Source organism: Maribacter zhoushanensis (genome assembly GCF_029350975.1).
Classification (GTDB): domain Bacteria; phylum Bacteroidota; class Bacteroidia; order Flavobacteriales; family Flavobacteriaceae; genus Maribacter; species Maribacter zhoushanensis.
In genome coordinates this window covers 249182-270980 of sequence record NZ_JARKMR010000002.1, presented here as the reverse complement: position 1 = coordinate 270980, position 21799 = coordinate 249182, and the positions used below count along the sequence as shown (strand labels likewise).

The following is a 21799-nucleotide window of genomic DNA, read 5'->3' as shown; positions in this document are numbered from 1 at the left end:
AATAAAAAGCCGAAAGCAGTTGAACTACTTTTGGCTTTTTTTATTATTGACAAGGCTCGGTAATTACAAACCTGCAATCGCTTTTATCTCACCAATAATTCTATCCGCTAGAGCATCAGCCTCTGTTTGACTTTTAGCTTCTGTATAAATTCTAATTATAGGCTCCGTATTCGATTTTCTAAGATGTACCCAGTTTTCTGCAAAGTCAACCTTTACACCATCAATCGTAGAAATTTCTTCATCGGCATATTTTTCCGCCATGGACTTCAAAATTCCGTCAACATCTAAACCTGGAGTCAACTGAATCTTCTTTTTACTCATAAAGTAACTTGGGTAGCTAGCTCTTAGCTCAGCAACCGTACCACCTTTTTCTGCCATCAACATTAAAAACAAAGCTGTACCAACCAATGAGTCACGACCATAATGACTTTCAGGGTAGATGATACCACCGTTACCTTCACCACCAATAACCGCATTATTGGCTTTCATTTTAGTGACAACATTAACCTCACCAACAGCAGCAGCTTCATACGTTCCACTATGCTTTTGAGTAATATCACGTAAAGCACGAGAAGATGACAAGTTAGAAACGGTATTACCTTTTGTTTTTCCTAATACATAATCTGCACAGGCAACTAAAGTATATTCCTCACCGAACATTTCACCATCATTACTTATAAATGCCAAACGATCTACATCTGGATCTACTACGATACCGAAATCAGCTTTTTCTTCAACGACTAAATCGCATATATCTTTTAAGTGCTCTTTTAAAGGCTCTGGATTGTGTGGAAAATGTCCTGTTGGCTTACAGTACAACTCCACTACTTCTACACCAAATTCTTTTAATAGTTTTGGTATGGCTATACCGCCAGTAGAATTTACACCATCAACAACAACTTTAAACTTCGCTTTCTTTACCACTTCAGCATCTACCAAAGAAAGGTTTAAAACTTCATCTATATGAATATCAATATAACTGTCATTTTTGTTAATAACACCAAGATCATCAACATCAGAAAAATCAAAATCTTCTTTTTCTGCGATTTCCAAAATTTTAGCTCCCTGGGCCGCATCTAAAAATTCTCCTTTCTCATTTAAGAGTTTAAGCGCATTCCATTGCTTAGGGTTATGGCTTGCCGTTAAGATAATTCCACCATCTGCATTTTCCATGGGTACCGCTATCTCAACAGTTGGCGTTGTGGACAAATCTAAATCTACCACATCTATTCCCAAACCTACCAATGTAGAAACTACAAGGTTTTGAATCATCCCGCCAGACAAACGTGCATCACGACCAATAACAACTTTTAACTTCTCCTTTTTAGAATAGTCTTTCAACCAGATTCCGTAAGAAGCAGCAAATTTCACAGCATCAATTGGTGTAAGATTGTCTCCTGGCTTTCCTCCAATGGTACCTCGTATTCCGGAAATAGATTTTATTAGTGTCATATAATCTTAATAAGTTTTTTGCAAATATAAACGTATCATACTTATCACTATTGCCCTTCTTTGTAAATTCGAACTACTAAGCATAATTTAGGCGAATGAATTTTTTAGCTCATATTTATCTTTCTTTTAACGATAAAGAAATTACTATAGGAAACTTTATAGCAGATAGTATACGCGCCAACAAGTTCGATCACCTACCAATCAATGTACAAAAAGGCATAAAACTGCATCGTCATATAGATACCTATACAGACACGCACCCAATACCTAAAATTAGCAGCAAGCGCTTACATGCCAATTACAGTCATTATAGTAGGGTCATCGTCGATATTTATTACGATCATTTTTTAGCTAAAAACTGGTCGAAATATTCTGACATGCCATTAGATGTTTTTGTGGATCAGTTTTATGACCTTCTAGAAGACAATTACGAGATACTACCTATAGGTATTAAAAAAATGATGCCCTATATGATTACTGATAATTGGATTTTCAACTACTCTATAATGGATGGAATTGCTCGTGTACTGAACGGTATGAACCGTAGAACCAACAATAAGTCCAAAATGAATTTTGCAATAATCGACCTAGAAGAACACTATGAAGCCTTTGAAGCTGAATTTACAGAGTTCTTTGAAGAACTTATAACTTTTTCAAAGCAAAAATACACTTCTCTCATATCTATTAAATAATCATTAATTACCTATAACCAATATTTTAAACTCATTTATATAAATAATTAAATTAACTAACTATGAACCAAACTAAATTGATATTCATGCTAGCTGCATTTGTAATTTTAGGCAGTTGCAAAGAGAATCCTGCTGCACCAACAGGAACGGTTACTGATAAAGCAATGGTTGTTTCGGCACGTGAAGAAGCTTCTAAAATAGGTAGTGATATTATGGAAAAAGGTGGCAACGCTTTTGATGCAATGGTAGCCACAGAAATGGCTTTGGTTGTCACATATCCTTTTGCAGGAAATCTTGGCGGTGGCGGATTTATGGTATATAGAAAAGCAGACGGTGAAGTTGGCGCTCTAGATTATAGAGAGAAAGCTCCTTTATCAGCTCATAAAGACATGTATTTAGATTCATTGGGCAATGTAATTCCCGGTAAAAGTACCGTAGGCGCAACCGCTGTAGGAGTTCCAGGAACAGTTGCCGGTATTATTGAGGTGCATAAAAAATTTGGATCTCTACCCTTAGAAGAAATTATGGCTCCGGTTATTGCTCTAGCAGAACGTGGCGTTGTCGTTACCGCTAATCAAGAAAAGCGATTGGCCAGTCAACGAGATAAGTTTATTGAAGTGAACAGTGACAGCACAAAGTTCGCCACTGTATTCAAAACCAATGACACTATTAAATACCCTGCATTGGCAAATACGTTTAGAAGTATTGCAAAAAATGGTAGAGACGGATTCTACAAAGGTGAAGTTGCCAAAAAACTTGCAGCATTCATTCAAGAAAAAGGTGGTTATATTACTGAAGAGGATTTAGAAAAATACCAGGCGGTATGGAGAGACCCAATTACTTTTGACTACAGAGATTTACACATCATTTCTATGAGTCCGCCTAGCAGTGGCGGCGTAACCATCAATCAAATATTCAAGATGATGGAAAAGCATGACGTTGCTAAACTAGGTCATAATTCCCCAAAAATGGTGCAATTATTTACAGAAGCCTCTAGAAGAGCTTATGCTGATAGAAATTACTTTCTAGGTGATCCTGACTTTGTTGAAATTCCATATGACAAATTATTAAGTGATGACTACCTAGCCGAAAGAATGGCTAATTTCTCTTTTGAAAAGGCAACAAAATCATCTGAGGTTGAACATGGGAATATTGAGATAGTAGAAAGTATGGAAACTACCCACTACTCTATTGTAGACCAGGAAGGCAATGCCATATCGGTTACCACAACACTTAACGGTGCTTATGGCTCAAAACTATATTCTGATGAACTTGGCTTCTTTTTAAACAATGAAATGGATGATTTTAGCTCTAAAGCGGGCGTACCTAATATGTTTGGACTTGTTGGTGCCGAGGCAAATAGTATTGCCGCTGAGAAAAGAATGTTGAGCAGTATGACCCCAACAATCGTTGAACGTGATGGGAAATTGTGGATGGTTGTTGGTACCCCAGGAGGATCTACAATTATTACCGCCGTGGCACAAACCATTTTAAACAGTTATGAGTTTAAAATGAGTATGCAAGAAGCGGTTAACGCCCCCCGTTTTCACCACCAATGGTTACCTGATATGGTAATTTTTGAACCAGACGGATTTCCTTCTACTTTAAAAGAAGAGCTAAAAACTAAAGGGTATATAATTAACGAAGAAAGAACTCCTATAATTGGTAAAGTAGATGCTATTCGTATTCTTGATAACGGTAAACTTGAAGGTGGTGCCGACAAACGTGGCGATGATGATGCTGTTGGCTTTTAATCAAATTTCCAATAAATTTAATTTTAACTTTTTAGTAAATTACAACATTTTACTAATTAATTATTTAAAGGCACTATGTTAAAGAAATTGTTTAAATTATTAGGTATACTTATTTTATTGGCTGCTATAGGTTACGGTATCTTATATTACCTCTATAACGAACCTATACCTTTAGGAGAATCTGGACCAGAAGCAGACGCTTTAGCATACAGAATGTTCGATGCCTTAAATTATAAGAATTACAATAATACTAAGGTTTTAGAATGGTCTTTTCGTGGTGACCACAATTACAAATGGGACAGAGAAAAAGAAATAGTTACCGTTTCTTGGGATGATACTGTAGTAAATCTAGATTTAATAACCCCATCCTCTAGTACTGCTACAATCAATAATGAATCCGCATCTTATGAAAAAACACAAGACCTAATTGAAAAAGCACAAAGCTATTTCAATAATGATTCTTTTTGGCTTGTAGCTCCTTTTAAGGCATTTGATCAGGGAACCGAGCGATACTTAGTAGAAATGGAAGATGGATCAGAAGCATTATTGGTAACATACACCCTAGGTGGTGATACCCCAGGTGATTCTTACATGTGGATTATTGAGCCTAGTGGAAGACCAAAAAGTTTTAAACTATGGACTAAAATCATCCCTATTGGAGGTGTAGAAGCTACTTGGGAAGATTGGATTAAAACAGAAAGCGGAGTCTTTTTACCAACACAGCATAAAATGGGTCCGCTATCCATTTCAATGGGTGAAGTTATGGGGTATTAAACATCTATTTACTTTTAAAATTAAAATATAATACGGTCAATACAGTTATATAAATTCACCAACAGAAAACTATTTCATGTAAGACTATAAATTTCCTTTAGATTTTACATTCCATATCGGTACACTATCCAATGATTTTTCAGCCGTAGATGCAAATGGTAAAATGGTGGCTTATGTAAAGCAAAAGCTATTTAAATTCAAGGAGAATGTAGGAGTTTATGAAAATGACAGTAAAACTAAATTACTATACAATATAAAAGCAGATAGATGGATCGATTTCTCTGCATGCTATTCTTTTTCTGACACTACAGGTCAGGAGTTTGGAAAAATCGGACGTAAAGGATGGGCTTCTTTATGGAAAGCACATTATGAAGTGTTTGATCAAAACAAACAGTTAAAATATACCATAAGAGAAGAAAATGCTTGGGTTAAAGTAATGGATGGTCTAGTTGGCCAAATTCCTATTATTAATCTATTTACAGGCTTATTTCTAAATCCGACTTACTTGGTTATAAATGGAAATAATGAGACCGTAGTGCGCTTATCTAAAGAAAAATCTTTGGTTGGTCGTCGCTTTAAAGTAAGTGAAGTCAAAAAACTAAACGGAAATGACGATGATATCATCATTCTAAGTTTAATGATGATGGTGCTGCTTGAACGAAGAAAAGGCTAAAATTCTGCCAATCCATATTCATTAAGTACAATATCCCATTCTTCGGTTTCCACAATTTCAAGAATTCGCTGAGAAATACGCTGCTCTAATTCTATATGCGTTTTAGGGAGTCCGAAGGCGTAGAACTGTATATCAAACTTAACGGGTAACAGCTCTAATTTACTCAACGTAGAATCTCTTTGAATGGCATATTTTAAAATGGGCTCATCATACATGAAGGCCTTAATATTTCCATGATCCAAATCTCGTAGTCCTGACGGTACGTTTTCATAGGTGTTGATATTCTTGAAAAAGTGCTCTGACAAGAAGTCTTCTGTTCCAGAATTATGAATTGTACCCACTGCCCTATCCTTAAATTCATTAAAACCATCTGGATTATTTGTCAACTGATTAACAGTTAAACTAGATGCTATACTTGCTGTTAATCCTGAAATAAACAGAAGTCCGCCAAACATTAGAACCAAAGCGGTAACCTTACCTAATTTGGTCACCGGGGCTTTATCTCCATAACCTACGGTAGTTAATGTTACTGCAGACCACCACATGCCATCCCACAACCCTCTGCTACCTGGTCTAAATACATTAGGATTCATTTTACGTTCAAAGAGCCATCCTAACACACCGAAAAGAAATATGATAAATAGCAAAATTAACAATCCACTTAAGAATCCGAAATTAAAAAATCCGCCAACAAACAACTTAAACTTGTCAAAAGAAGACACTTCGGCAATAGCTATTGTGGCATTTGATGCATAGAAAGAATGCGTAAACTCCATTTCTTTACTCCGCTGACTTGTAATGGTTAACGGGTTAATACTTAAATCAATTCCACCAGAACGAAGAGAATCCAACATTGGCGAAAACTGCATGGGTATCATCTCATACTTCAGATTTAAATCATTAGCCACCCTTTTCCATAACCACACATTAAGTCCTTCAATATGCTCACCGTTTTTCACTATAAACGGCGCTGCTGACGTATAGCCAATACGTAATTTTTCACCCTCGGTCTGACTATTTATAGAGGATGAAAAAAGCAATACGGCAACTAATAATAGTGTTCTCATATTTAAGAGGAATTTCAATTCTCTTAATATAATCATTTTAGAATGTTTTAGCGGATTACCTAAATCATGAAAAATGAAGTAATTTTAAGTTCTTAAAGAAAATTTAAGGATATGGAAATTAAATTAATCACACTTAACGAAGTTACTTCAGACCTACAATCTCAACTTACGGAACTCTACAAACAATTAAATTCAGAGTTGACACAATTAGATATTGCGAGTGCATTATCTGACTATAACACTACTGAAGTCGTAATCTGTTTGGATAATGATAAATTAGTTGGCATTGCTATGATGGCAAAATATAAGGTAGTATCCGGGCATAAAGGTATGATAGAAGACGTAGTTGTTTCCTCTGATTATAGAGGTCAAGGCATTGGAAGAAAGCTCATGGAAAAACTATTAGAACAAGCAGAAGCATCTAAACTAGATGATGTTTTATTATTTAGTGGACACCATAGAACTGCAGCAATTTCACTTTACAAAAGTTTAGGATTTAAGCTGAAAGAAAGCGGAATGTATATAAAAAAGTATTAAATCTATACTTTAATTAACTTTCTTAACATGCTGTAATTGATCTTTTAACTCTTTCATTGACTCTTGCAACTGACGTAAGAGTCCGCTATCAGTAGTTGCATCTACATTAAATGTAATTTTACTACTTACTTCCCAAATTTCTTGAATCTGAAAGGGCTTTATATCATAAGGCGGATATGTTTCATTCAAAGAGATCAACGTTACATTATTTGAATTGGGCCTTTTCTCTACTTTTTTCACCATTATAGAATCTTGCAAAACTACAACGTACATTTTATTAGCGCTAACGTAATCAATATGTTCAATTGCTCTTGCTAAAACCCACTCACCAGGATGCAAATTAGGCAACATACTATCTCCCTCAACTTGAAAACCACGATAGGTTGCATTTCTAAACTCTGGAATAGGTAAATCAAAAGCAGGTAATTGCTGATACCAACTGGTATCAGAGATATTTTGCGGATAACCTGCAGCAGCTTTTGCGTTTACCAGAACCATGTTATCACGGTTAGCAGAATCTACCGTTACTACTTTAGGTATTACACTTGTCTTTGAAGTCTCTAAATATTGCTCTTCACTTTCTCCAAACAACCACAACGGATTAATCTTGAATTGCTTTAACAATTCTGACACAACTTTGCCCGATAATTTGGTTCTACCCCTTTCTATATCAGCAGTAGTACTAGAAACACCTATTAAAGCTGCAAAATCTGCCTGTGTGTACCCAAGTTCTCTTCGTAAATCTGTAAATCGTTTCAAGGTCAATTCGTTCTCCATAATAATAGCGTGGTATCAATCAAGCACTTAACGTTCTCGATACATCAAATATAGTGAATATGGATTATATCCAAAAAATAATTTGGATTATTTCCATAATTAGGATTTATTCCATAATTTTGGATTAATTACAAAAACCTATGGATTTTAATCGAATCAAAGAAAAATTAAATATTTTGGCAGATGCAGCCAAATATGACGTGTCTTGTTCAAGTAGCGGCAGTAACCGTAAGAACAAGGATAATGGTCTAGGTGACACTGGTAATGGAATTTGCCACACCTATACTGAAGACGGTCGTTGTGTTTCTTTACTAAAGATTCTACTAACCAATCATTGCATATTTGACTGCGCCTATTGTGTTACACGTAAAAGTAACGATATACAAAGAGCTGCCTTCAAAATACAAGAGGTTGTAGATTTAACCATCAATTTTTACAGAAGAAATTACATAGAAGGTCTTTTTTTAAGTTCAGGTATTTTTAAAAGTCCCGACCACACTATGGAACGTTTAATTGCGGTTGCCAAAAAGCTTAGGGAAGAAGAAAATTTCAATGGTTACATTCATTTAAAATCTATACCTGGTGCAAGTGATGAACTAATGTATGAGGCCGGATTATATGCTGACCGTTTATCGGTAAACATTGAAATCCCTACTATATCCGGCCTTAAACTATTAGCTCCAGATAAAAAACATGAAGATTTTATTAAACCTATGCAAAAGGTAAAAGATGAAATCATAAGGTATTCTGAAGAACGTAAAATCATAAAAAGTACCGCTAAGTACGCACCTGCCGGTCAAAGCACACAGATGATAGTTGGAGCTACGGGAGAAAGTGACAAAGACATTATGTATTCTGCAACCCACTTTTATAAGAATTACAAAATGAAACGCGTGTATTATTCTGGTTATGTGCCTATTTCTACAGATAGCAGATTGCCTTCTTTAGGTTCTGAAGTTCCAATGCTTAGAGAAAACCGATTATACCAAACAGATTGGCTACTTCGCTTTTACGGTTTTAACGTAAATGAAATCTTGGATGCAGATAATCCTAATTTAGATATGGATATAGACCCAAAATTAATGTGGGCACTTAGAAATTTAAATCATTTCCCAGTAGATATAAATAAAGCAGAACCAAGAATACTAGCTAGAATACCGGGCATAGGAATGGGCTCTGTCCATAAAATAATTAGCGGTAGAAAATACCGTAGTTTAAATTGGGAACATTTAAAGAAAATGGGAATAGCACTGAACAGAGCAAAATACTTTATTGTATGTAACTCTTCAGACTGGGAACGTAGAGATTTAGAAGCGTCAAAGATTAAAGGTATGATTTTACAATCACAGAATAGTAAATTTAAAAACCAATTTACCAATCAGTTATCTCTATTTAATTAAATCTAAACTTTATATTATTTAATATTATGAACAACACTGAGAATCCACTACAAAACCATGATTTAACTTTAATAAATGTTGCTATTGAACGTAGTCAAAGTCAGGTTTTAGCCGCTGGATACAAGTGGGTCAATTTTAAAAGTAATATAAAGAAGAAGCTGAAAATAATCATCAAAAAAGTATTCCTCACCTTTAAAACAATATTATGAATACACAAAAAACATTGGTTTATGATGGAAGTTTCAACGGTTTTTTGACCGCTGTATTTATTGGTTTTGAACAGAAACTCATTCATGCAGATATTCAAAAACAAAGTAAACTACAAAGTGGTCTGTTCACTGAAACCGAAACCATATTTACTAATATTGATAAAGCGCAACGGGTTTGGAAAGGAGTTAGAAACAAAAGTAACTCTGCAATTAAAAACATTTATTTTGCATTTCTAAGCGAGCAAAAGGGTACAGAAGCACTTCTCTACAGATATATTAGAAAATTAATGGGTAGTAAATTTTTAGGTGCTACTGACTTTAGTGACGATGCAGTTTTAAAAATTAATCAGCTAGCACATAAAGTTGGTAGAGAAAAACACAGAATGGAAGCATTTGTTCGTTTTCAATTAACGAAAGATGATGTATATTTTGCTAACATTGAACCAGATTACGATGTTTTACCATTAATTTCTAAACATTTTAGAAATAGGTATGCAGATCAACATTGGATTATTTACGATGTAAAGCGTAATTACGGTATCTATTATGACTTCAAATCTGTTGAAATCGTTTCTTTGGATTTAAAGGACATCTACACTAATAAAACAGTTAAAAGTGAAGTGTTTACAGAAGGTGAATATGAATATCAAGACCTTTGGAATAATTATTTTAAAAGCACCACTATTAAAAGTAGGATAAATCCAAAACTTCACGTTCAACACGTTCCAAAACGTTATTGGAAATATTTAAGCGAGAAAAAAGTTTCTTAAATATATCAATACCTGTTCAATTATTTTTTAAACTTTTGATTGAAAATTTTACACTCAAAATTTTAAATGTTTTACAGTTTTACAGAACTTTGTACCAAGTAGAATATTTTTTTTAATTCTATATGAAATTAGCAAGGTATCGTGAAAAAAAGTAAAGCACTACGTACTTTTACAATAATTGCAGTCTTAATAATACAAATTGCATTTTTACTGTTTATTGCCAAAAGCCATTATGATTTAAATAACAACATTAGTATTATTATACTAATAGGTATAATAATGTCAGTCTTATTAGGCCATTATGTTTTAGATCTTCATGAAAAGGATTTGGAGCTTGAAAAGTTATCCGTTGTTATTTGGGTACCATTCGGTGCAATGTGCTGCTATTTACTGAATAGTAAAACAGGATTAGGTAGTGTAATATCCGCTGGTGCCATTGGAACTCTGGCTTCCTTTTTACCTAATATCAACAAACGCTCAAATTATTTTAAAAAGATATCACCAGCCATATATTGTGGTGTCTTTGTAGGTATGTCAAGTACAGTCGTTTCGCCTTCTATGGCTTATGTAGTTACTGCAAGTATTATTGCTGGGTTATTTCTATTATTATCCAAAAATCTTTTTACCGGGTTTGGTGGCAAATTAGGAACAATGGCTTTTATGGGCTTATTCATAGTTTACCTTATAAAATTAGTTTCATAATGGATCAGGCGATTATAATCTTAACTGGCATATTAGGTGCCACCATAACATTTTTTGTTAGTCACCGTTTTAACCAAGGTCCGGTTAGAGCTTCTGCCCTATTATCACTTATTATTGGTTTGTTCTTCTATTTTTTTCCTCATATTTTAAATACTTATTTATCAAGCAACATTCCTGTAGTTTTTATTGGAACCTCTTTTATTGGAATGTTATCAACAACTACCAAAAGAAGCTATGTTCATTTAACTATAGCAGGTTTGCTTTTCAGTGTTATATATATCAATAAGAATAATCAATTTGACGGATTTGGTGGTGCTTTGGGTGCTCTTGCCTTTATAGCCTTACTCATAACCTTTGCCTTTTCGTTCGCCTTCACAAAAGGCATTCATAGATTAAAACTGTTGTTGAAAGTCAAAAAGAAAAATAGATAATATTTTCAAAGGCATTATATCCTGTATTAACTACATTTAAAACGAAAAACAGACAGACCTGTCTATTTTTTAAAATATTATTCTATATTTGCCCTATGAAACATGCCGAAGTACGAAATAGAATTACTGAAACCGCCTCTGATTTATTTTATAGGAATGGTTACAATTCTACTGGTATAAATCAAATTATTGCAGAAGCAGGCATTGCTAAAGCTACTTTATACAATCATTTTAAATCTAAAGAAGAGATTTGTCTAGCATATTTAAAACATAAAAATGTAAGTTTTTTAAAGGATTTTGAAGCGTATACTACATCAAAACCAAAAGGAAAAGAACAGTTACTAGCCATTTTCGATTTTCTTCAATTATTTTATCAAGAAAAAGATTTTAACGGTTGCTGGTGTATAAAAACGGTATCTGAAATACCTAAGGACAATGAACTTATTAGATATGAGATTCAGTCACAAAAAAACGATTTCATTGCCCTTATTACTAAATTGATAAATACTAATCTTGAAGATGTAAAGGAAACACAAGTAAATTCATTGGCACGACAAATCTATTTACTTTATGAAAGCGCTGTGGGCGAAAGTCACCTACATCAAGAAGATTGGCCTATTTTAGAATCTAAAAATTTATGTGAAAAAATAATATCCTAAAAAAATTTTACTGTAAATAGACAGACTTGTCTGTCTTTATTCAAAAACTATGAAGAAAAAGAATATTACAAACAGCGCACACTCAAAAATAGAATTAGGTGCGTTTAAAGATTTAACGGCAAATACATTTCAGCCTAATCCTGATTTTAAAATTGAAGGAAAGCGCTTTGTAAAAGATGAATTGGGACTTACCGGAACAGAAATGTCTTTCAATACCATGCTACCCAACACCGCCATTCCCTTTTTACATAAACATAAAGAAAACGAAGAGGTGTATATAGCTATAAAAGGGCAAGGACAAATGATTCTTAATGATACTCATGTTGATATGACCGAAGGAACTGTTATCAAGGTTGCTACAGATACAGAACGAGCCATAAGAAATAATAGTAATGAACTTTTTAGCTATATCGTAATACAAGCAAAAGAGAATTCTCTTGAAAATAGTACGGTATCCGATGGATATGGAATAGAGAAAAAACCAAATTGGAATTAATCAATAATTATAAATAAAAATTAAAATGGAAAATTTAGAAAACAAAGTAGCTTTAGTAATTGGAGGAACTAGTGGAATTGGAAATGCGACAACTAACGCTTTATTGGCAGGTGGTGCTACGGTACATGTGGTAGGCAGAAATACTGATAAAATTGCAGATGCCCCTAATTTAATCAAGCATACCGCAAACATCTCTAATACTGAGGAAGTTGAAACCTTACTATCAAAAATAGATGCATTAGATAATCTTGATTATTTGGTAAACGCCTCTGGTATTTTTGGTCCTAAGCCATTTTTAGATCACACCATGGAAGATTATAATTCATACTTGGATTTAAACAGAGGATTTTTCTTTATAACACAAACTGCAGCTAAGAAAATGAAAGCTACCAAAGGTGGATCTATTGTTAACGTTGGCTCTATGTGGGCTAAGCAAGCAGTAAAGGCTACACCTTCTTCGGCATATTCTATGCAAAAAGCAGGTTTACATTCACTAACACAACATTTAGCTATGGAGTTGGCTGAGGACAACATTCGTGTAAATGCAGTATCTCCTGCCCTAGTGAATACGCCGGTATATCATGGTGTTTTTGGTGGTGAAGAAGCTGCTAAAGAAGCCTTAGTTGGTTTTAACGGTTTTCACCCAATTGGGCGTTTTGGTGAGTCTGAAGATATTGCTAACAGCATCTTATTCTTATTGTCTGACAAAGCTTCTTGGGTTACCGGTGCTATTTGGGATACCGATGGTGGCGTAATGGCTGGTAGAAACTAAAAAATTATATAATTAAAAGCCATAGCCTTTGAAAGAGGTTATGGCTTTTTATCTCATTCGTGGGCGATAACGTTCACAACTATTAGAATTCATATTATGAAAAATTTCATTATCACTTTAAGCATTATACTCTTTTCTTTTAGTCTCTTAGGGCAAACTGCAGCTGAAAATATTAAGACGAATACAAACAATATAAAATACAAAACATCCACTGTTGACGGAGTTACGATTGCTTACAGGGAAGCTGGTAATACTAATAACCCAACGATTGTTTTACTACACGGTTTTCCGGCATCTTCGTATCAATATCGAAAAGTACTAAATCAGTTAGCCGATGAATATCATTTGATTGCTCCTGATTATCCAGGTTTTGGAAATAGCGCCTTTCCAAACCCAGAAAACTACACCTATACTTTTGACAATATAGCCACAACAATCAACTCATTTTTAGAGCAACAGCATATTGATTCTTATGCTATTATGATTCAAGATTACGGTGCACCTATAGGTTTTAGGCTAGCCACGGCTCACCCAGAAAGAATAACCGCTATCATAAACCAAAACGGTAATGCATACGAAGAAGGTTTAGGAGAAGCTTGGGCAGGTATCAAAAAACTTTGGAAAAACAGAACACCACAAACAGAAGAGGCTTTATTACCTGCCTTTTCCTTAGATGGTTTAAAATGGCAGTACACCCATGGCGTACGCGATACAGAAACCGTAGACCCAGACACCTATAACTTGGATTTTTATAGATTGAGCAGACCTAAAGCGCATGCAGTAAACCTAAATTTGTTTTATGACTACCAAAACAACGTAAAACTATATCCTAAATGGCAACAATATTTAAGAGATAATCAACCTCCACTATTAATTGTTTGGGGAAAGAACGATGCCTTTTTTCCTGAAAGCGGTGCCGAGGCTTTTAAGAAAGATGTGAAAGATATTGATTACAATATTTACAACACTGGGCATTTTGCTTTAGAAGAAGATGGTGATGCCATTATTAAAAAAATTAGAGGTTTTATGCGAAAGCTTAATAAATAAACGACCATATCTTTACAAATCTTAAGCTGTACCTATGAAACATTATATTGCGCTACTTATATTAACACTAACGTTATTTGCATTTACTGATGCAAAGGAGCATAAATTGAACGTACAAAAAACGGAATACGTTTTACCTCCTTCAACTACCTATAACTACGCAAAAATTGATAGTGTACAGCTTTTCTACAGAGAAGCTGGAGATATCACCAAACCAACAATTGTATTGTTGCACGGTTACCCTTCATCTTCCCATTCCTATAGAAATCTAATTCCTTTGCTGGCAACCCAATACCATGTTATTGCTCCAGATAATTTAGGTTCTGGCTATAGTACTCATTTAGACCCTGAGACTACTACATATACATTTGATTTGTTGGCTGCTTATTCCGAAAAGCTTCTTAATCACCTAAAAATAGACAAGTATGTGATGTACATGCAAGATTTTGGAGCTCCTGTTGGATATAGAATGATGATGAAAGACCCTAGTAGAATTAAAGCCTTAATAGTCCAAAATGCAAATACTTACTTAGACGGATTAACACCACAGCGGCAAGACTTTTTTAGAACTGCACAAACAGATACCTCGAAAGAAAAATATGATTTTTTGTATAGTTTAACTGGCAGAGATGCTATTATCAACAAACAATATTTGTTTGATTTGGATAGTACAAACATCAACATTCAAAGTCCGGATGCGTGGGTGCATGACCTTGCCTTTTTAACTTCAGATAAAGACCGTAAGATTCAGGTACAGCTTTTCCAAGACTATAACACCAATTTAATCCGTTACCCTAAATGGCAAAAAATGCTAAGGGAAACACAACCAAAAACGTTGATTGCTTGGGGTAAAAAGGATTTGAAATTCAATTACAAAGGTGCAGAAGCTTACCTTAAAGATGTACCAAATGCTGAATTACACTTGCTCGATGCCGGTCATTTTGCAGCTGAGGAGAAAACTAGAGAGATAGGAAAGCTCATTTTAGATTTTTTAAGTAGAAATTAATACATATTACCAAATCATATAACAAATAGCGACTCATGAAAAGTGCCATAATTTCAAAATCAATTAACGCGCCATTTACTGAAGTTTATGAAACAATACGTAACAACGTTTTATCTAGCGGCTTTCTATTACTTCATGAAATCGATACTCAAAATATAGTTAGTAAACACGGTGTTGTTATTAAGCCTTTAAAACAACTATTATTTTTTCATCCCGACTATATTCAAAAAATTACAGCGCAAGACATCTTAGCTATTAATGAAATTCCAATCAAGGTAGTTGTTGCAGAAGAGGATAATGGCTCTATAAACGTTAGCTTCCCAAATCCCGTACTAAATTTGAGTGAATACAATATAGAACACAGTATAGCAAAAGAGTTATTGGAACGTACCTTAAAAATTATCGATATTTAATTAGGCCGACCTTAAATATCCTGCTTAATGCAATGCATTGGTTTAACGTACAAACCTACCCGAAATATTACCCTCTATAATTCTAACAACATCATCGACATTACTATAATTTACATCACCTTCGTAAGTATGTTTTAATGCACAGGCCGCACATGCAAACAACATAGCCTTGTAATCATCATAATGCTGTAAACCATATATCAGACCTGCAGCAAAAGCATCTCCTGTACCTATACGATCTACTATGTGGGTGATATCCAAATCTTCGGTTTCCCTAAATTCTATACCGTTCCACATTCTTGCCCTGATTTTATGCCAAGAAGCATTTAAAGAGGTCCGTATTTTATCGAACACTTTTTCTATGGAAGGAAACTCTTTCATAAGCTCTTGACTGGCTTCTTTGAAATCTTCATTAGAGTAACTGTAATTTGTACCCAACACCTCATTTATTTCGTTGATACCACCAATGAAAATATTTGAATAATGCAATAACTCGGTCAAAGCTTTTTTAGGATCTTCTCCGTAATTCCAAAGACCACTTCTGTAGGTAGGATCCGCAGAAACCGTTATTCCCTTTTCCCTTGCCAATTTTAACCCTTCTTTTAAAGTATCATTAGCACCTTTTGTTAATGCCGGTGTTATACCGGTCCAGTGCATCCAATTTCCTTTTCTTAGTGCTTTTTCCCAGTCTACCATAGCGGGCAAAATTTCAGAAAATGAGGAATGCGATCTATTATATGATATTTGGCTAGGTCTCATGACCGCCCCAACTTCTAAAAAGTATACGCCCAAAGGTCTTCTAGAACGTACAATCGAGGAAGTACTTACTCCAAATTTTCTGATATATGATATGGCAGTATCACCAATAAAATCTTCGGAAACTGCACTTATATGCTTTACGTTACCCCCAAAATTAGCAATGGATATACCCACATTCAATTCTGTACCACCAAAATAAAATTCTGCAATATTAGATTGCATAAACTTTTTGTTGCCTCTTGGCGATATGCGCATTAGTACTTCGCCGAACGTAATTATTTGACCCATTTTCTAATTTTTACCTAAAATAACCATTGAGAAATAAAAAAACCATCGTTCTTAAAAATATCTCAAAACAGCACCGAATTGAGCATTTTTAAGAAAAATGGTTATTCTTTAAAGTTGTAGCCTCCTAATCCTTCAAAGAACAAATTATTTACCAGACTTTTCTCCTACAAAATGGTCACTTTTTGCTTTAAAAAGAACATTAAAAGTGGTTAAGCTTCCGTAGATTCTTGTAATGTATTGTTGTAAATCTATTTTTTCTTGATCATCTAAATTCTTACTTGAATTTATTTTCTGTTCCATGACACGTATACGGTCACGTACCATCACTATTTTATGAAAGAAAGTATTGATCGGGATTTCTTTATTGCTCATCCCTGCTTCACCTGGCTCTAAAATTAGATTCCCGCCTTTCCATTTATCTGCAATGGCAACACGCTGCGTAGCATCACTCCATTTTTGTAAAATAGAGACTAAAGAGCTCTCTACATCAAAAAAGCTAACCGTGTCAATTTCACCATCTATAGCCTCTATTACTTCAAAATCAGAATCTACTTCTATAGTCTCCAATCCCTTATCCATAAACGTTACCCAATACATATTACTAGATACGTTTGTAATAACGCCTTTTCCATATTCAGCATGTAATATTCTAGAGCCTATACCTAATATTTTCATTTTTTACAGTTTTAAATTTATGCTAATTTAATAGCAGTTTTTATCTATCGCAAAAGAATTCTGCTTTTTACTAACTTACTTATTCTTCTAATTTTTTTTGCCATCTTAACTCGTTCATGTACATTTAAAGCAAACATATTATATCCATAATAAATTCCTTTATGAAATATTTAATTGCAGTTGTTCTATTATCCATTAGTATGGTTTCATGCGGCAAGAAGAAGAAAGAAGTTGTACAAAACGAGCAAGCTCCAGTAAAATTAAAAGCATTAATTATTGACGGAACAAACAATCATTATGTCTGGCCTAAAACTACCATGATGATGAAAGATTATCTAGAACAAACAGCTATTTTCACTGTTGATGTATACCGTATGGATTCCGTTTGGCTAGGAATGAAATACAACCAAAACAGACCGGAAAGCTATAATTCATTTATAGAAACTTATCCACTTAATGATAAGACCTATCATTTATCTAATAGCCCAATTAAAACATCGACTTTTAAATTTGACTTTAACGACTACGATGTTATAATCTCTAACTTGGGTGAAAATTCCCCACTATGGCCAGAACAAACCAGGAAGAATTTTGAGGAATATATGAAAAACGGTGGTGGTTTAGTTGTAATTCATGCAGCTAATAATGCCTGGGGAAAATGGGAAGAATATAATAAAATGATTGGCCTAGGAGCATGGGGCGGTCGTGATGAGAAAACAGGACCTTATGTTTATTACAATGAAGCAGGCGAATTAGTAAAGGACCCTTCTGAAGGAGTTTGTGGTTCTCACGGACCTGAATATGAATTTGTTTTAACCACAAGAGCACCAGAACACCCTATAATGAAAGGTATTCCTGAAAAATGGTTACATACGCCAGATGAAATGTACGAGCGCATGAGAGGTCCATTTGAAAATGCAACAATATTAGCGACCGCATTTGCTGACGTTGAAAAAAATGCACCACCATGGGACCCAAATGTAACAGGCTTAGGACAAAACGTTCCTCAACTTATGACAATCAACTATGGTCAAGGAAGAGTTTTTCATTCTACACTTGGACATTTTGACTATTCTATGGAATGTGTTGGGTTTATTACTACTTTACAAAGAGGTGCAGAATGGGCAGCTACCGGACAAGTTACACAAGAGCTACCTAAAGATTTCCCCTCTGTCAACGCTACTAGTTCACGAACTTGGAAATAGATTATTCGCTTTTAGAAGGAGCAGAATCACAATCTTCTCTTCTTCTAGAATCAACCAAATAAATGATTTTCCAAGCATCTTTTTCTTTAAATAGCTGAAATGAATTAACACCGCAATGACTGAATTCACCATTGTACCAAAATTCATACGGTACCCAAACATGAGCCATGCCGCCATCTATTTGAATTTTATAATCCAGTATCTTTTCATGAAAGGGTATAGAATCTGGCGTGGTTATCATGAAGTTTATTAAATCATTAAAATTCGTATTTCGAACAATCATATTACCTAATACACTTAAATTTACCGTTTGCATTTTTACATCGGTATCTACAACACCTTTCATTGCAAATTCATTTTTACCATTTAATGCGTAAAAAAAGGTCTCAACTGCGTACTTAACTTTTACTTCTTCATCTATTTGTGCATTAATTATGTTTACATATAAAAATGGCAATAACAAAGCGAAATATTTCATAGGTCCTTATAAAAAGTTGGTTGCAGCAAAAATAATCAAATTCTAAAAGAACACTTTTAAATGGATTCTATTTAGGTAGCACTAATTCTCATTAAAACTCCTTACTTTTATGGCTCTTAATCAATAATAGAATATGTCTGTAGCTAAAAAAGAATATAAAAGAGTCACGGTAAAATCATTAGTGGAAATGAAAAAAAATGGAGAGAAAATTTCCATGCTTACCGCATATGATTATTCAATGGCCAAAATTGTTGATGCGGCCAAGGTAGATGTAATTTTAGTTGGTGATTCTGCCAGTAATGTAATGGCCGGTCACGAAACAACACTGCCTATCACTTTAGATCAAATGATTTATCATGCATCTTCTGTTATTAGAGCTATAGACAGGGCTTTAGTTGTTGTTGACCTACCCTTTGGAAGTTACCAAAGCGACCCTAAAGAAGCTCTACGTTCAGCCATTAGGATTATGAAAGAAAGTGGTGCCCATGCCGTTAAATTAGAAGGTGGCGCAGAGATAAAAGAGTCGGTTAAAAGAATTCTTGCTGCTGGTATACCTGTTATGGGGCATTTAGGTTTAACCCCACAATCTATCTATAAATTTGGAACATACACTGTTCGTGCCAAAGAAGAGGAAGAAGCAGAAAAACTAATGGAAGATGCAAAACTACTAGAGAAACTAGGATGTTTTGGTTTGGTACTAGAAAAAATACCTGCTCAACTTACCAAAAAAGTTTCTGAAAGCTTAACCATACCAACCATAGGAATTGGCGGTGGAAAGCATGCTGACGGACAAGTATTGGTTGTGCACGATCTTTTAGGAATGACCCATGAATTCAACCCTCGCTTTTTACGTAGATATATGAATCTTTACGAAGAAATGGGTAATGCAATTTCTAATTATGTTAGTGATGTAAAAAGTCAAGATTTTCCAAATGACGAAGAGCAATATTAAAAAATAATATACTTTTTGAGGCGTTCTAAAAACTTTAGTAAGTTCTTGATTCTAATCATTGTTTTAATGACGGTTGGTTGTGATCAGGTATCTAAAGAATTAACTCGCCAAAAAGTAGAACCAGAAGTTTTTATACCTGTCATTAAAAATCATTTAATCCTAACAAATGTTGAAAATACAGGAGCAATGTTAGGTTTTGGACAAGACTTCTCTCCTATTTTAAAAAGATTACTTCTACAGGCATTACCAATGTTATTGTTATTGATAATGCTCTACAGAATAATGAGTAAACCAAACTTAAATCTTTTATTGCTTGTTGCGTTTGCCTTGGTAATAGGTGGCGGACTAGGAAATCTAATTGACCGTATTGCATATGGTTCTGTTACAGATTTCTTTCAATTTAGGTTAGGTATTTTTAGAACGGGTATATTCAATATTGCAGACGTCGCCGTTACTATTGGTGTTTTTATGTTTGTATTTTTAATAGCAAGAGGAAAGAAACCGGCAATTTAAGTAGTTCAAACGATTAATAAGATAAGACAGAAATTTGTCAAAAAAACAACATTCTACCGTAAATAATCTTCAAGTATTATTAGAAGACAACCATTTGATTGTTATTAATAAACGTCCTGGAGATATTGTACAAGGCGACAAAACCGGAGACATACCATTAAGTGACACTGTTAAGGCTTACCTTAAAAAGAAGCACAACAAACCGGGCAATGTATACTTAGGTGTTGTACATCGTTTGGACCGCCCGACATCTGGTGTTGTAGTTTTTGCCAAAACATCTAAAGCATTACCTAGGTTAAATAAAATGTTTGCTGAAAAAGATGCCAAAAAAACCTATTGGGCTATTGTAAAAAACAGTCCTAATGTTCCAGAAAAAAGACTGGTACATTATATGAAGCGAAACACAAAACAAAATAAATCTTACGCTAACATTAAAGAGGTTCCTGATAGTAAAAAAGCAATTTTAACCTACCGGATTTTAAAAAAACTAGATCGATATTTTCTTTTGGAAGTTGATCTTGAAACTGGTCGCCATCATCAAATAAGATCACAGCTTACTGCAATTGGCAGCCCTATAAAAGGGGACTTAAAATACGGTTTTAACAGAAGTAATGCCGATGGCAGTATACATTTACATGCCAGAAAACTGAGATTGATGCATCCTGTAAAGAAAGTGCCTCTAGAAATAATTGCTCCTCCGCCAAATGACCCCATTTGGAATGCGTGTCTTTAATTTTCTTACTTTTAGCACAAACACTATAACCATGTTAAAGAAATTTTGTGCCTTAAGTTTATTGTTTGTGATCACATCTTGCGGTAGTTACAATTCTATTGATACTTTTTATAACGCCCATAAGAATGATAATCAAGTAACGGCTGTACGTGTCCCCCAATTTATGCTATCTATGATCAGTGAAATTTCTCCTGAGATGAAAGCTATGGTTGGCAATACTAAAGATTTAAGATACATGCAGTTTCCAAGTACAACTTCTAGTAAAACCCAATTTTTAAATCAACAAATGAACGGAATTACAGGAAATTCTTTTATTGAAGTTTTTAGAAAGAATGACGATTTAAAACGTAACGTAGTTTCAATTAGGGAAAAAAAGAATTTGGTCAAAGAAATACTGATTTATAATAACGATAGCCAAACCGGTTCATTTTTATACTTCAATGGTGATTTTGACCCTGTAAAAGTCAGGGAAATGGCAAAAAACGAACAGTTTACCAAATTTGGAGATAATATCATCAATCAGTTCGGAGCCAGAACACCAGGTATTAATTCTCAAAATTAAATC

26 protein-coding genes are annotated in these 21799 nt (G+C 34.4%); 20 read left to right on the top strand and 6 right to left on the bottom strand.

The annotated features are described in order from the left end of the window. Positions 1-63 precede the first annotated feature (63 nt). Positions 64-1452: a phosphoglucosamine mutase gene (gene glmM, locus PXD56_RS07770; protein ID WP_276492768.1), complete on the bottom strand. Its 1389-nt coding sequence runs from the start codon at positions 1450-1452 to the stop codon at positions 64-66. Positions 1453-1547: 95 nt separating this feature from the next. On the opposite strand from glmM, the gene PXD56_RS07765 reads away from it, so the two are divergent. The 4 genes from PXD56_RS07765 (at position 1548) to PXD56_RS07750 (ending at position 5345) form a co-directional block, all read left to right on the top strand. Then, positions 1548-2144 (top strand): acyl carrier protein phosphodiesterase, encoded by a 597-nt coding sequence (locus tag PXD56_RS07765; RefSeq protein ID WP_276492767.1) that lies wholly within the window; start codon positions 1548-1550, stop codon positions 2142-2144. A gap of 62 nt (positions 2145-2206) precedes the next feature. Continuing rightward, on the top strand, positions 2207-3898 hold the full coding sequence (ggt, locus tag PXD56_RS07760) for a gamma-glutamyltransferase (RefSeq protein WP_276492766.1): 1692 nt from the start codon (positions 2207-2209) through the stop codon (positions 3896-3898). A 75-nt stretch (positions 3899-3973) separates the two neighbouring features. Beyond that, entirely contained in the window at positions 3974-4672 is a 699-nt protein-coding gene (locus PXD56_RS07755; RefSeq protein WP_276492765.1) for a hypothetical protein, read from the top strand. A 163-nt stretch (positions 4673-4835) separates the two neighbouring features. Beyond that, entirely contained in the window at positions 4836-5345 is a 510-nt protein-coding gene (locus tag PXD56_RS07750) for an LURP-one-related family protein (protein ID WP_276492764.1), read from the top strand. On the opposite strand, the gene PXD56_RS07745 is transcribed toward PXD56_RS07750, so the two are convergent. Further along, positions 5342-6448, bottom strand: a complete 1107-nt coding sequence (locus PXD56_RS07745; RefSeq protein ID WP_276492763.1) for a transporter substrate-binding domain-containing protein — start codon at positions 6446-6448, stop codon at positions 5342-5344. The genes PXD56_RS07750 and PXD56_RS07745 overlap by 4 nt on opposite strands. A 75-nt stretch (positions 6449-6523) precedes the next feature. On the opposite strand from PXD56_RS07745, the gene PXD56_RS07740 reads away from it, so the two are divergent. Beyond that, complete coding sequence (locus tag PXD56_RS07740) at positions 6524-6949, top strand: GNAT family N-acetyltransferase (RefSeq protein WP_276492762.1); 426 nt, start codon at positions 6524-6526, stop codon at positions 6947-6949. A gap of 9 nt (positions 6950-6958) precedes the next feature. Here the strand turns inward: PXD56_RS07740 and PXD56_RS07735 are convergent, their stop codons facing one another. After that, positions 6959-7726, bottom strand: a complete 768-nt coding sequence (locus tag PXD56_RS07735; RefSeq protein ID WP_036154788.1) for an XRE family transcriptional regulator — start codon at positions 7724-7726, stop codon at positions 6959-6961. 140 nt (positions 7727-7866) lie between these two features. Between PXD56_RS07735 and PXD56_RS07730 the strand changes: the two genes are divergently transcribed. From PXD56_RS07730 to PXD56_RS07685, 10 genes are all read left to right on the top strand, one after another. Then, positions 7867-9126: a putative DNA modification/repair radical SAM protein gene (locus tag PXD56_RS07730; protein ID WP_276492761.1), complete on the top strand. Its 1260-nt coding sequence runs from the start codon at positions 7867-7869 to the stop codon at positions 9124-9126. A gap of 205 nt (positions 9127-9331) precedes the next feature. After that, positions 9332-10105: a TIGR03915 family putative DNA repair protein gene (locus PXD56_RS07725; protein ID WP_276492760.1), complete on the top strand. Its 774-nt coding sequence runs from the start codon at positions 9332-9334 to the stop codon at positions 10103-10105. Between the two features lie 141 nt (positions 10106-10246). Next, entirely contained in the window at positions 10247-10807 is a 561-nt protein-coding gene (locus PXD56_RS07720; RefSeq protein ID WP_276492759.1) for a hypothetical protein, read from the top strand. Next, complete coding sequence (locus PXD56_RS07715) at positions 10807-11238, top strand: SRR1 family protein (RefSeq protein ID WP_276492758.1); 432 nt, start codon at positions 10807-10809, stop codon at positions 11236-11238. The genes PXD56_RS07720 and PXD56_RS07715 overlap by 1 nt, the downstream gene beginning before the upstream one ends. Before the next feature lie 95 nt (positions 11239-11333). Then, entirely contained in the window at positions 11334-11897 is a 564-nt protein-coding gene (locus tag PXD56_RS07710; RefSeq protein WP_276492757.1) for a TetR/AcrR family transcriptional regulator, read from the top strand. Positions 11898-11946: 49 nt separating this feature from the next. Beyond that, a complete protein-coding gene (locus PXD56_RS07705; protein ID WP_276492756.1) occupies positions 11947-12393 on the top strand; it encodes a cupin domain-containing protein in 447 nt (148 codons plus the stop codon). A 25-nt stretch (positions 12394-12418) separates the two neighbouring features. After that, a complete protein-coding gene (locus PXD56_RS07700) occupies positions 12419-13165 on the top strand; it encodes an SDR family NAD(P)-dependent oxidoreductase (protein WP_276492755.1) in 747 nt (248 codons plus the stop codon). Positions 13166-13261: 96 nt separating this feature from the next. Then, complete coding sequence (locus PXD56_RS07695) at positions 13262-14212, top strand: alpha/beta fold hydrolase (RefSeq protein WP_276492754.1); 951 nt, start codon at positions 13262-13264, stop codon at positions 14210-14212. Between the two features lie 34 nt (positions 14213-14246). After that, positions 14247-15218 (top strand): alpha/beta fold hydrolase, encoded by a 972-nt coding sequence (locus PXD56_RS07690; RefSeq protein ID WP_276492753.1) that lies wholly within the window; start codon positions 14247-14249, stop codon positions 15216-15218. 35 nt (positions 15219-15253) lie between these two features. Beyond that, on the top strand, positions 15254-15631 hold the full coding sequence (locus PXD56_RS07685; protein ID WP_276492752.1) for a DUF302 domain-containing protein: 378 nt from the start codon (positions 15254-15256) through the stop codon (positions 15629-15631). Positions 15632-15673: 42 nt separating this feature from the next. On the opposite strand, the gene PXD56_RS07680 is transcribed toward PXD56_RS07685, so the two are convergent. Both PXD56_RS07680 and PXD56_RS07675 read right to left on the bottom strand, forming a co-directional pair. Beyond that, entirely contained in the window at positions 15674-16678 is a 1005-nt protein-coding gene (locus tag PXD56_RS07680; protein WP_276492751.1) for a sugar kinase, read from the bottom strand. A 144-nt stretch (positions 16679-16822) separates the two neighbouring features. Beyond that, positions 16823-17353, bottom strand: a complete 531-nt coding sequence (locus tag PXD56_RS07675) for a hypothetical protein (RefSeq protein ID WP_276492750.1) — start codon at positions 17351-17353, stop codon at positions 16823-16825. 161 nt (positions 17354-17514) lie between these two features. Between PXD56_RS07675 and PXD56_RS07670 the strand changes: the two genes are divergently transcribed. Continuing rightward, positions 17515-18558, top strand: coding sequence for a ThuA domain-containing protein (locus tag PXD56_RS07670; protein WP_276492749.1), 1044 nt, complete (start codon positions 17515-17517; stop codon positions 18556-18558). Position 18559: 1 nt separating this feature from the next. On the opposite strand, the gene PXD56_RS07665 is transcribed toward PXD56_RS07670, so the two are convergent. Next, complete coding sequence (locus tag PXD56_RS07665) at positions 18560-19036, bottom strand: nuclear transport factor 2 family protein (RefSeq protein WP_276492748.1); 477 nt, start codon at positions 19034-19036, stop codon at positions 18560-18562. A 133-nt stretch (positions 19037-19169) separates the two neighbouring features. On the opposite strand from PXD56_RS07665, the gene panB reads away from it, so the two are divergent. The 4 genes from panB to PXD56_RS07645 are packed head-to-tail and all read left to right on the top strand — an operon-like array spanning position 19170 to position 21796. Further along, on the top strand, positions 19170-19988 hold the full coding sequence (gene panB / locus PXD56_RS07660) for a 3-methyl-2-oxobutanoate hydroxymethyltransferase (RefSeq protein WP_036154808.1): 819 nt from the start codon (positions 19170-19172) through the stop codon (positions 19986-19988). A gap of 45 nt (positions 19989-20033) precedes the next feature. Next, positions 20034-20501, top strand: a complete 468-nt coding sequence (lspA, locus tag PXD56_RS07655) for a signal peptidase II (RefSeq protein WP_276492747.1) — start codon at positions 20034-20036, stop codon at positions 20499-20501. Between the two features lie 34 nt (positions 20502-20535). Beyond that, positions 20536-21234, top strand: coding sequence for an RluA family pseudouridine synthase (locus PXD56_RS07650; protein ID WP_276492746.1), 699 nt, complete (start codon positions 20536-20538; stop codon positions 21232-21234). A 31-nt stretch (positions 21235-21265) separates the two neighbouring features. Then, positions 21266-21796 carry a DUF4252 domain-containing protein gene (locus tag PXD56_RS07645; protein WP_276492745.1) on the top strand — a complete coding sequence of 177 codons (531 nt, stop codon included), beginning with the start codon at positions 21266-21268 and terminating at the stop codon, positions 21794-21796. Positions 21797-21799 lie beyond the last annotated feature (3 nt).

Excerpts from the sequence above, each read along its gene's own strand:
- panB (WP_036154808.1), top strand. The coding sequence starts at position 19,170 with ATGTCTGTAGCTAAAAAAGAATATAAAAGAGTCACGGTAAAATCATTA.
- PXD56_RS07670 (WP_276492749.1), top strand. The coding sequence starts at position 17,515 with ATGAAATATTTAATTGCAGTTGTTCTATTATCCATTAGTATGGTTTCA.
- PXD56_RS07765 (WP_276492767.1), top strand. The coding sequence starts at position 1,548 with ATGAATTTTTTAGCTCATATTTATCTTTCTTTTAACGATAAAGAAATT.
- PXD56_RS07740 (WP_276492762.1), top strand. The coding sequence starts at position 6,524 with ATGGAAATTAAATTAATCACACTTAACGAAGTTACTTCAGACCTACAA.
- PXD56_RS07675 (WP_276492750.1), bottom strand. The coding sequence starts at position 17,353 with ATGAAAATATTAGGTATAGGCTCTAGAATATTACATGCTGAATATGGA.
- PXD56_RS07710 (WP_276492757.1), top strand. The coding sequence starts at position 11,334 with ATGAAACATGCCGAAGTACGAAATAGAATTACTGAAACCGCCTCTGAT.
- PXD56_RS07730 (WP_276492761.1), top strand. The coding sequence starts at position 7,867 with ATGGATTTTAATCGAATCAAAGAAAAATTAAATATTTTGGCAGATGCA.
- PXD56_RS07735 (WP_036154788.1), bottom strand. The coding sequence starts at position 7,726 with ATGGAGAACGAATTGACCTTGAAACGATTTACAGATTTACGAAGAGAA.
- PXD56_RS07685 (WP_276492752.1), top strand. The coding sequence starts at position 15,254 with ATGAAAAGTGCCATAATTTCAAAATCAATTAACGCGCCATTTACTGAA.
- PXD56_RS07700 (WP_276492755.1), top strand. The coding sequence starts at position 12,419 with ATGGAAAATTTAGAAAACAAAGTAGCTTTAGTAATTGGAGGAACTAGT.
- PXD56_RS07755 (WP_276492765.1), top strand. The coding sequence starts at position 3,974 with ATGTTAAAGAAATTGTTTAAATTATTAGGTATACTTATTTTATTGGCT.
- PXD56_RS07690 (WP_276492753.1), top strand. The coding sequence starts at position 14,247 with ATGAAACATTATATTGCGCTACTTATATTAACACTAACGTTATTTGCA.
- glmM (WP_276492768.1), bottom strand. The coding sequence starts at position 1,452 with ATGACACTAATAAAATCTATTTCCGGAATACGAGGTACCATTGGAGGA.
- PXD56_RS07695 (WP_276492754.1), top strand. The coding sequence starts at position 13,262 with ATGAAAAATTTCATTATCACTTTAAGCATTATACTCTTTTCTTTTAGT.
- PXD56_RS07645 (WP_276492745.1), top strand. The coding sequence starts at position 21,266 with ATGTTAAAGAAATTTTGTGCCTTAAGTTTATTGTTTGTGATCACATCT.
- PXD56_RS07725 (WP_276492760.1), top strand. The coding sequence starts at position 9,332 with ATGAATACACAAAAAACATTGGTTTATGATGGAAGTTTCAACGGTTTT.
- PXD56_RS07665 (WP_276492748.1), bottom strand. The coding sequence starts at position 19,036 with ATGAAATATTTCGCTTTGTTATTGCCATTTTTATATGTAAACATAATT.
- PXD56_RS07680 (WP_276492751.1), bottom strand. The coding sequence starts at position 16,678 with ATGGGTCAAATAATTACGTTCGGCGAAGTACTAATGCGCATATCGCCA.
- PXD56_RS07745 (WP_276492763.1), bottom strand. The coding sequence starts at position 6,448 with ATGATTATATTAAGAGAATTGAAATTCCTCTTAAATATGAGAACACTA.
- ggt (WP_276492766.1), top strand. The coding sequence starts at position 2,207 with ATGAACCAAACTAAATTGATATTCATGCTAGCTGCATTTGTAATTTTA.
- PXD56_RS07705 (WP_276492756.1), top strand. The coding sequence starts at position 11,947 with ATGAAGAAAAAGAATATTACAAACAGCGCACACTCAAAAATAGAATTA.
- PXD56_RS07715 (WP_276492758.1), top strand. The coding sequence starts at position 10,807 with ATGGATCAGGCGATTATAATCTTAACTGGCATATTAGGTGCCACCATA.
- PXD56_RS07750 (WP_276492764.1), top strand. The coding sequence starts at position 4,836 with ATGGTGGCTTATGTAAAGCAAAAGCTATTTAAATTCAAGGAGAATGTA.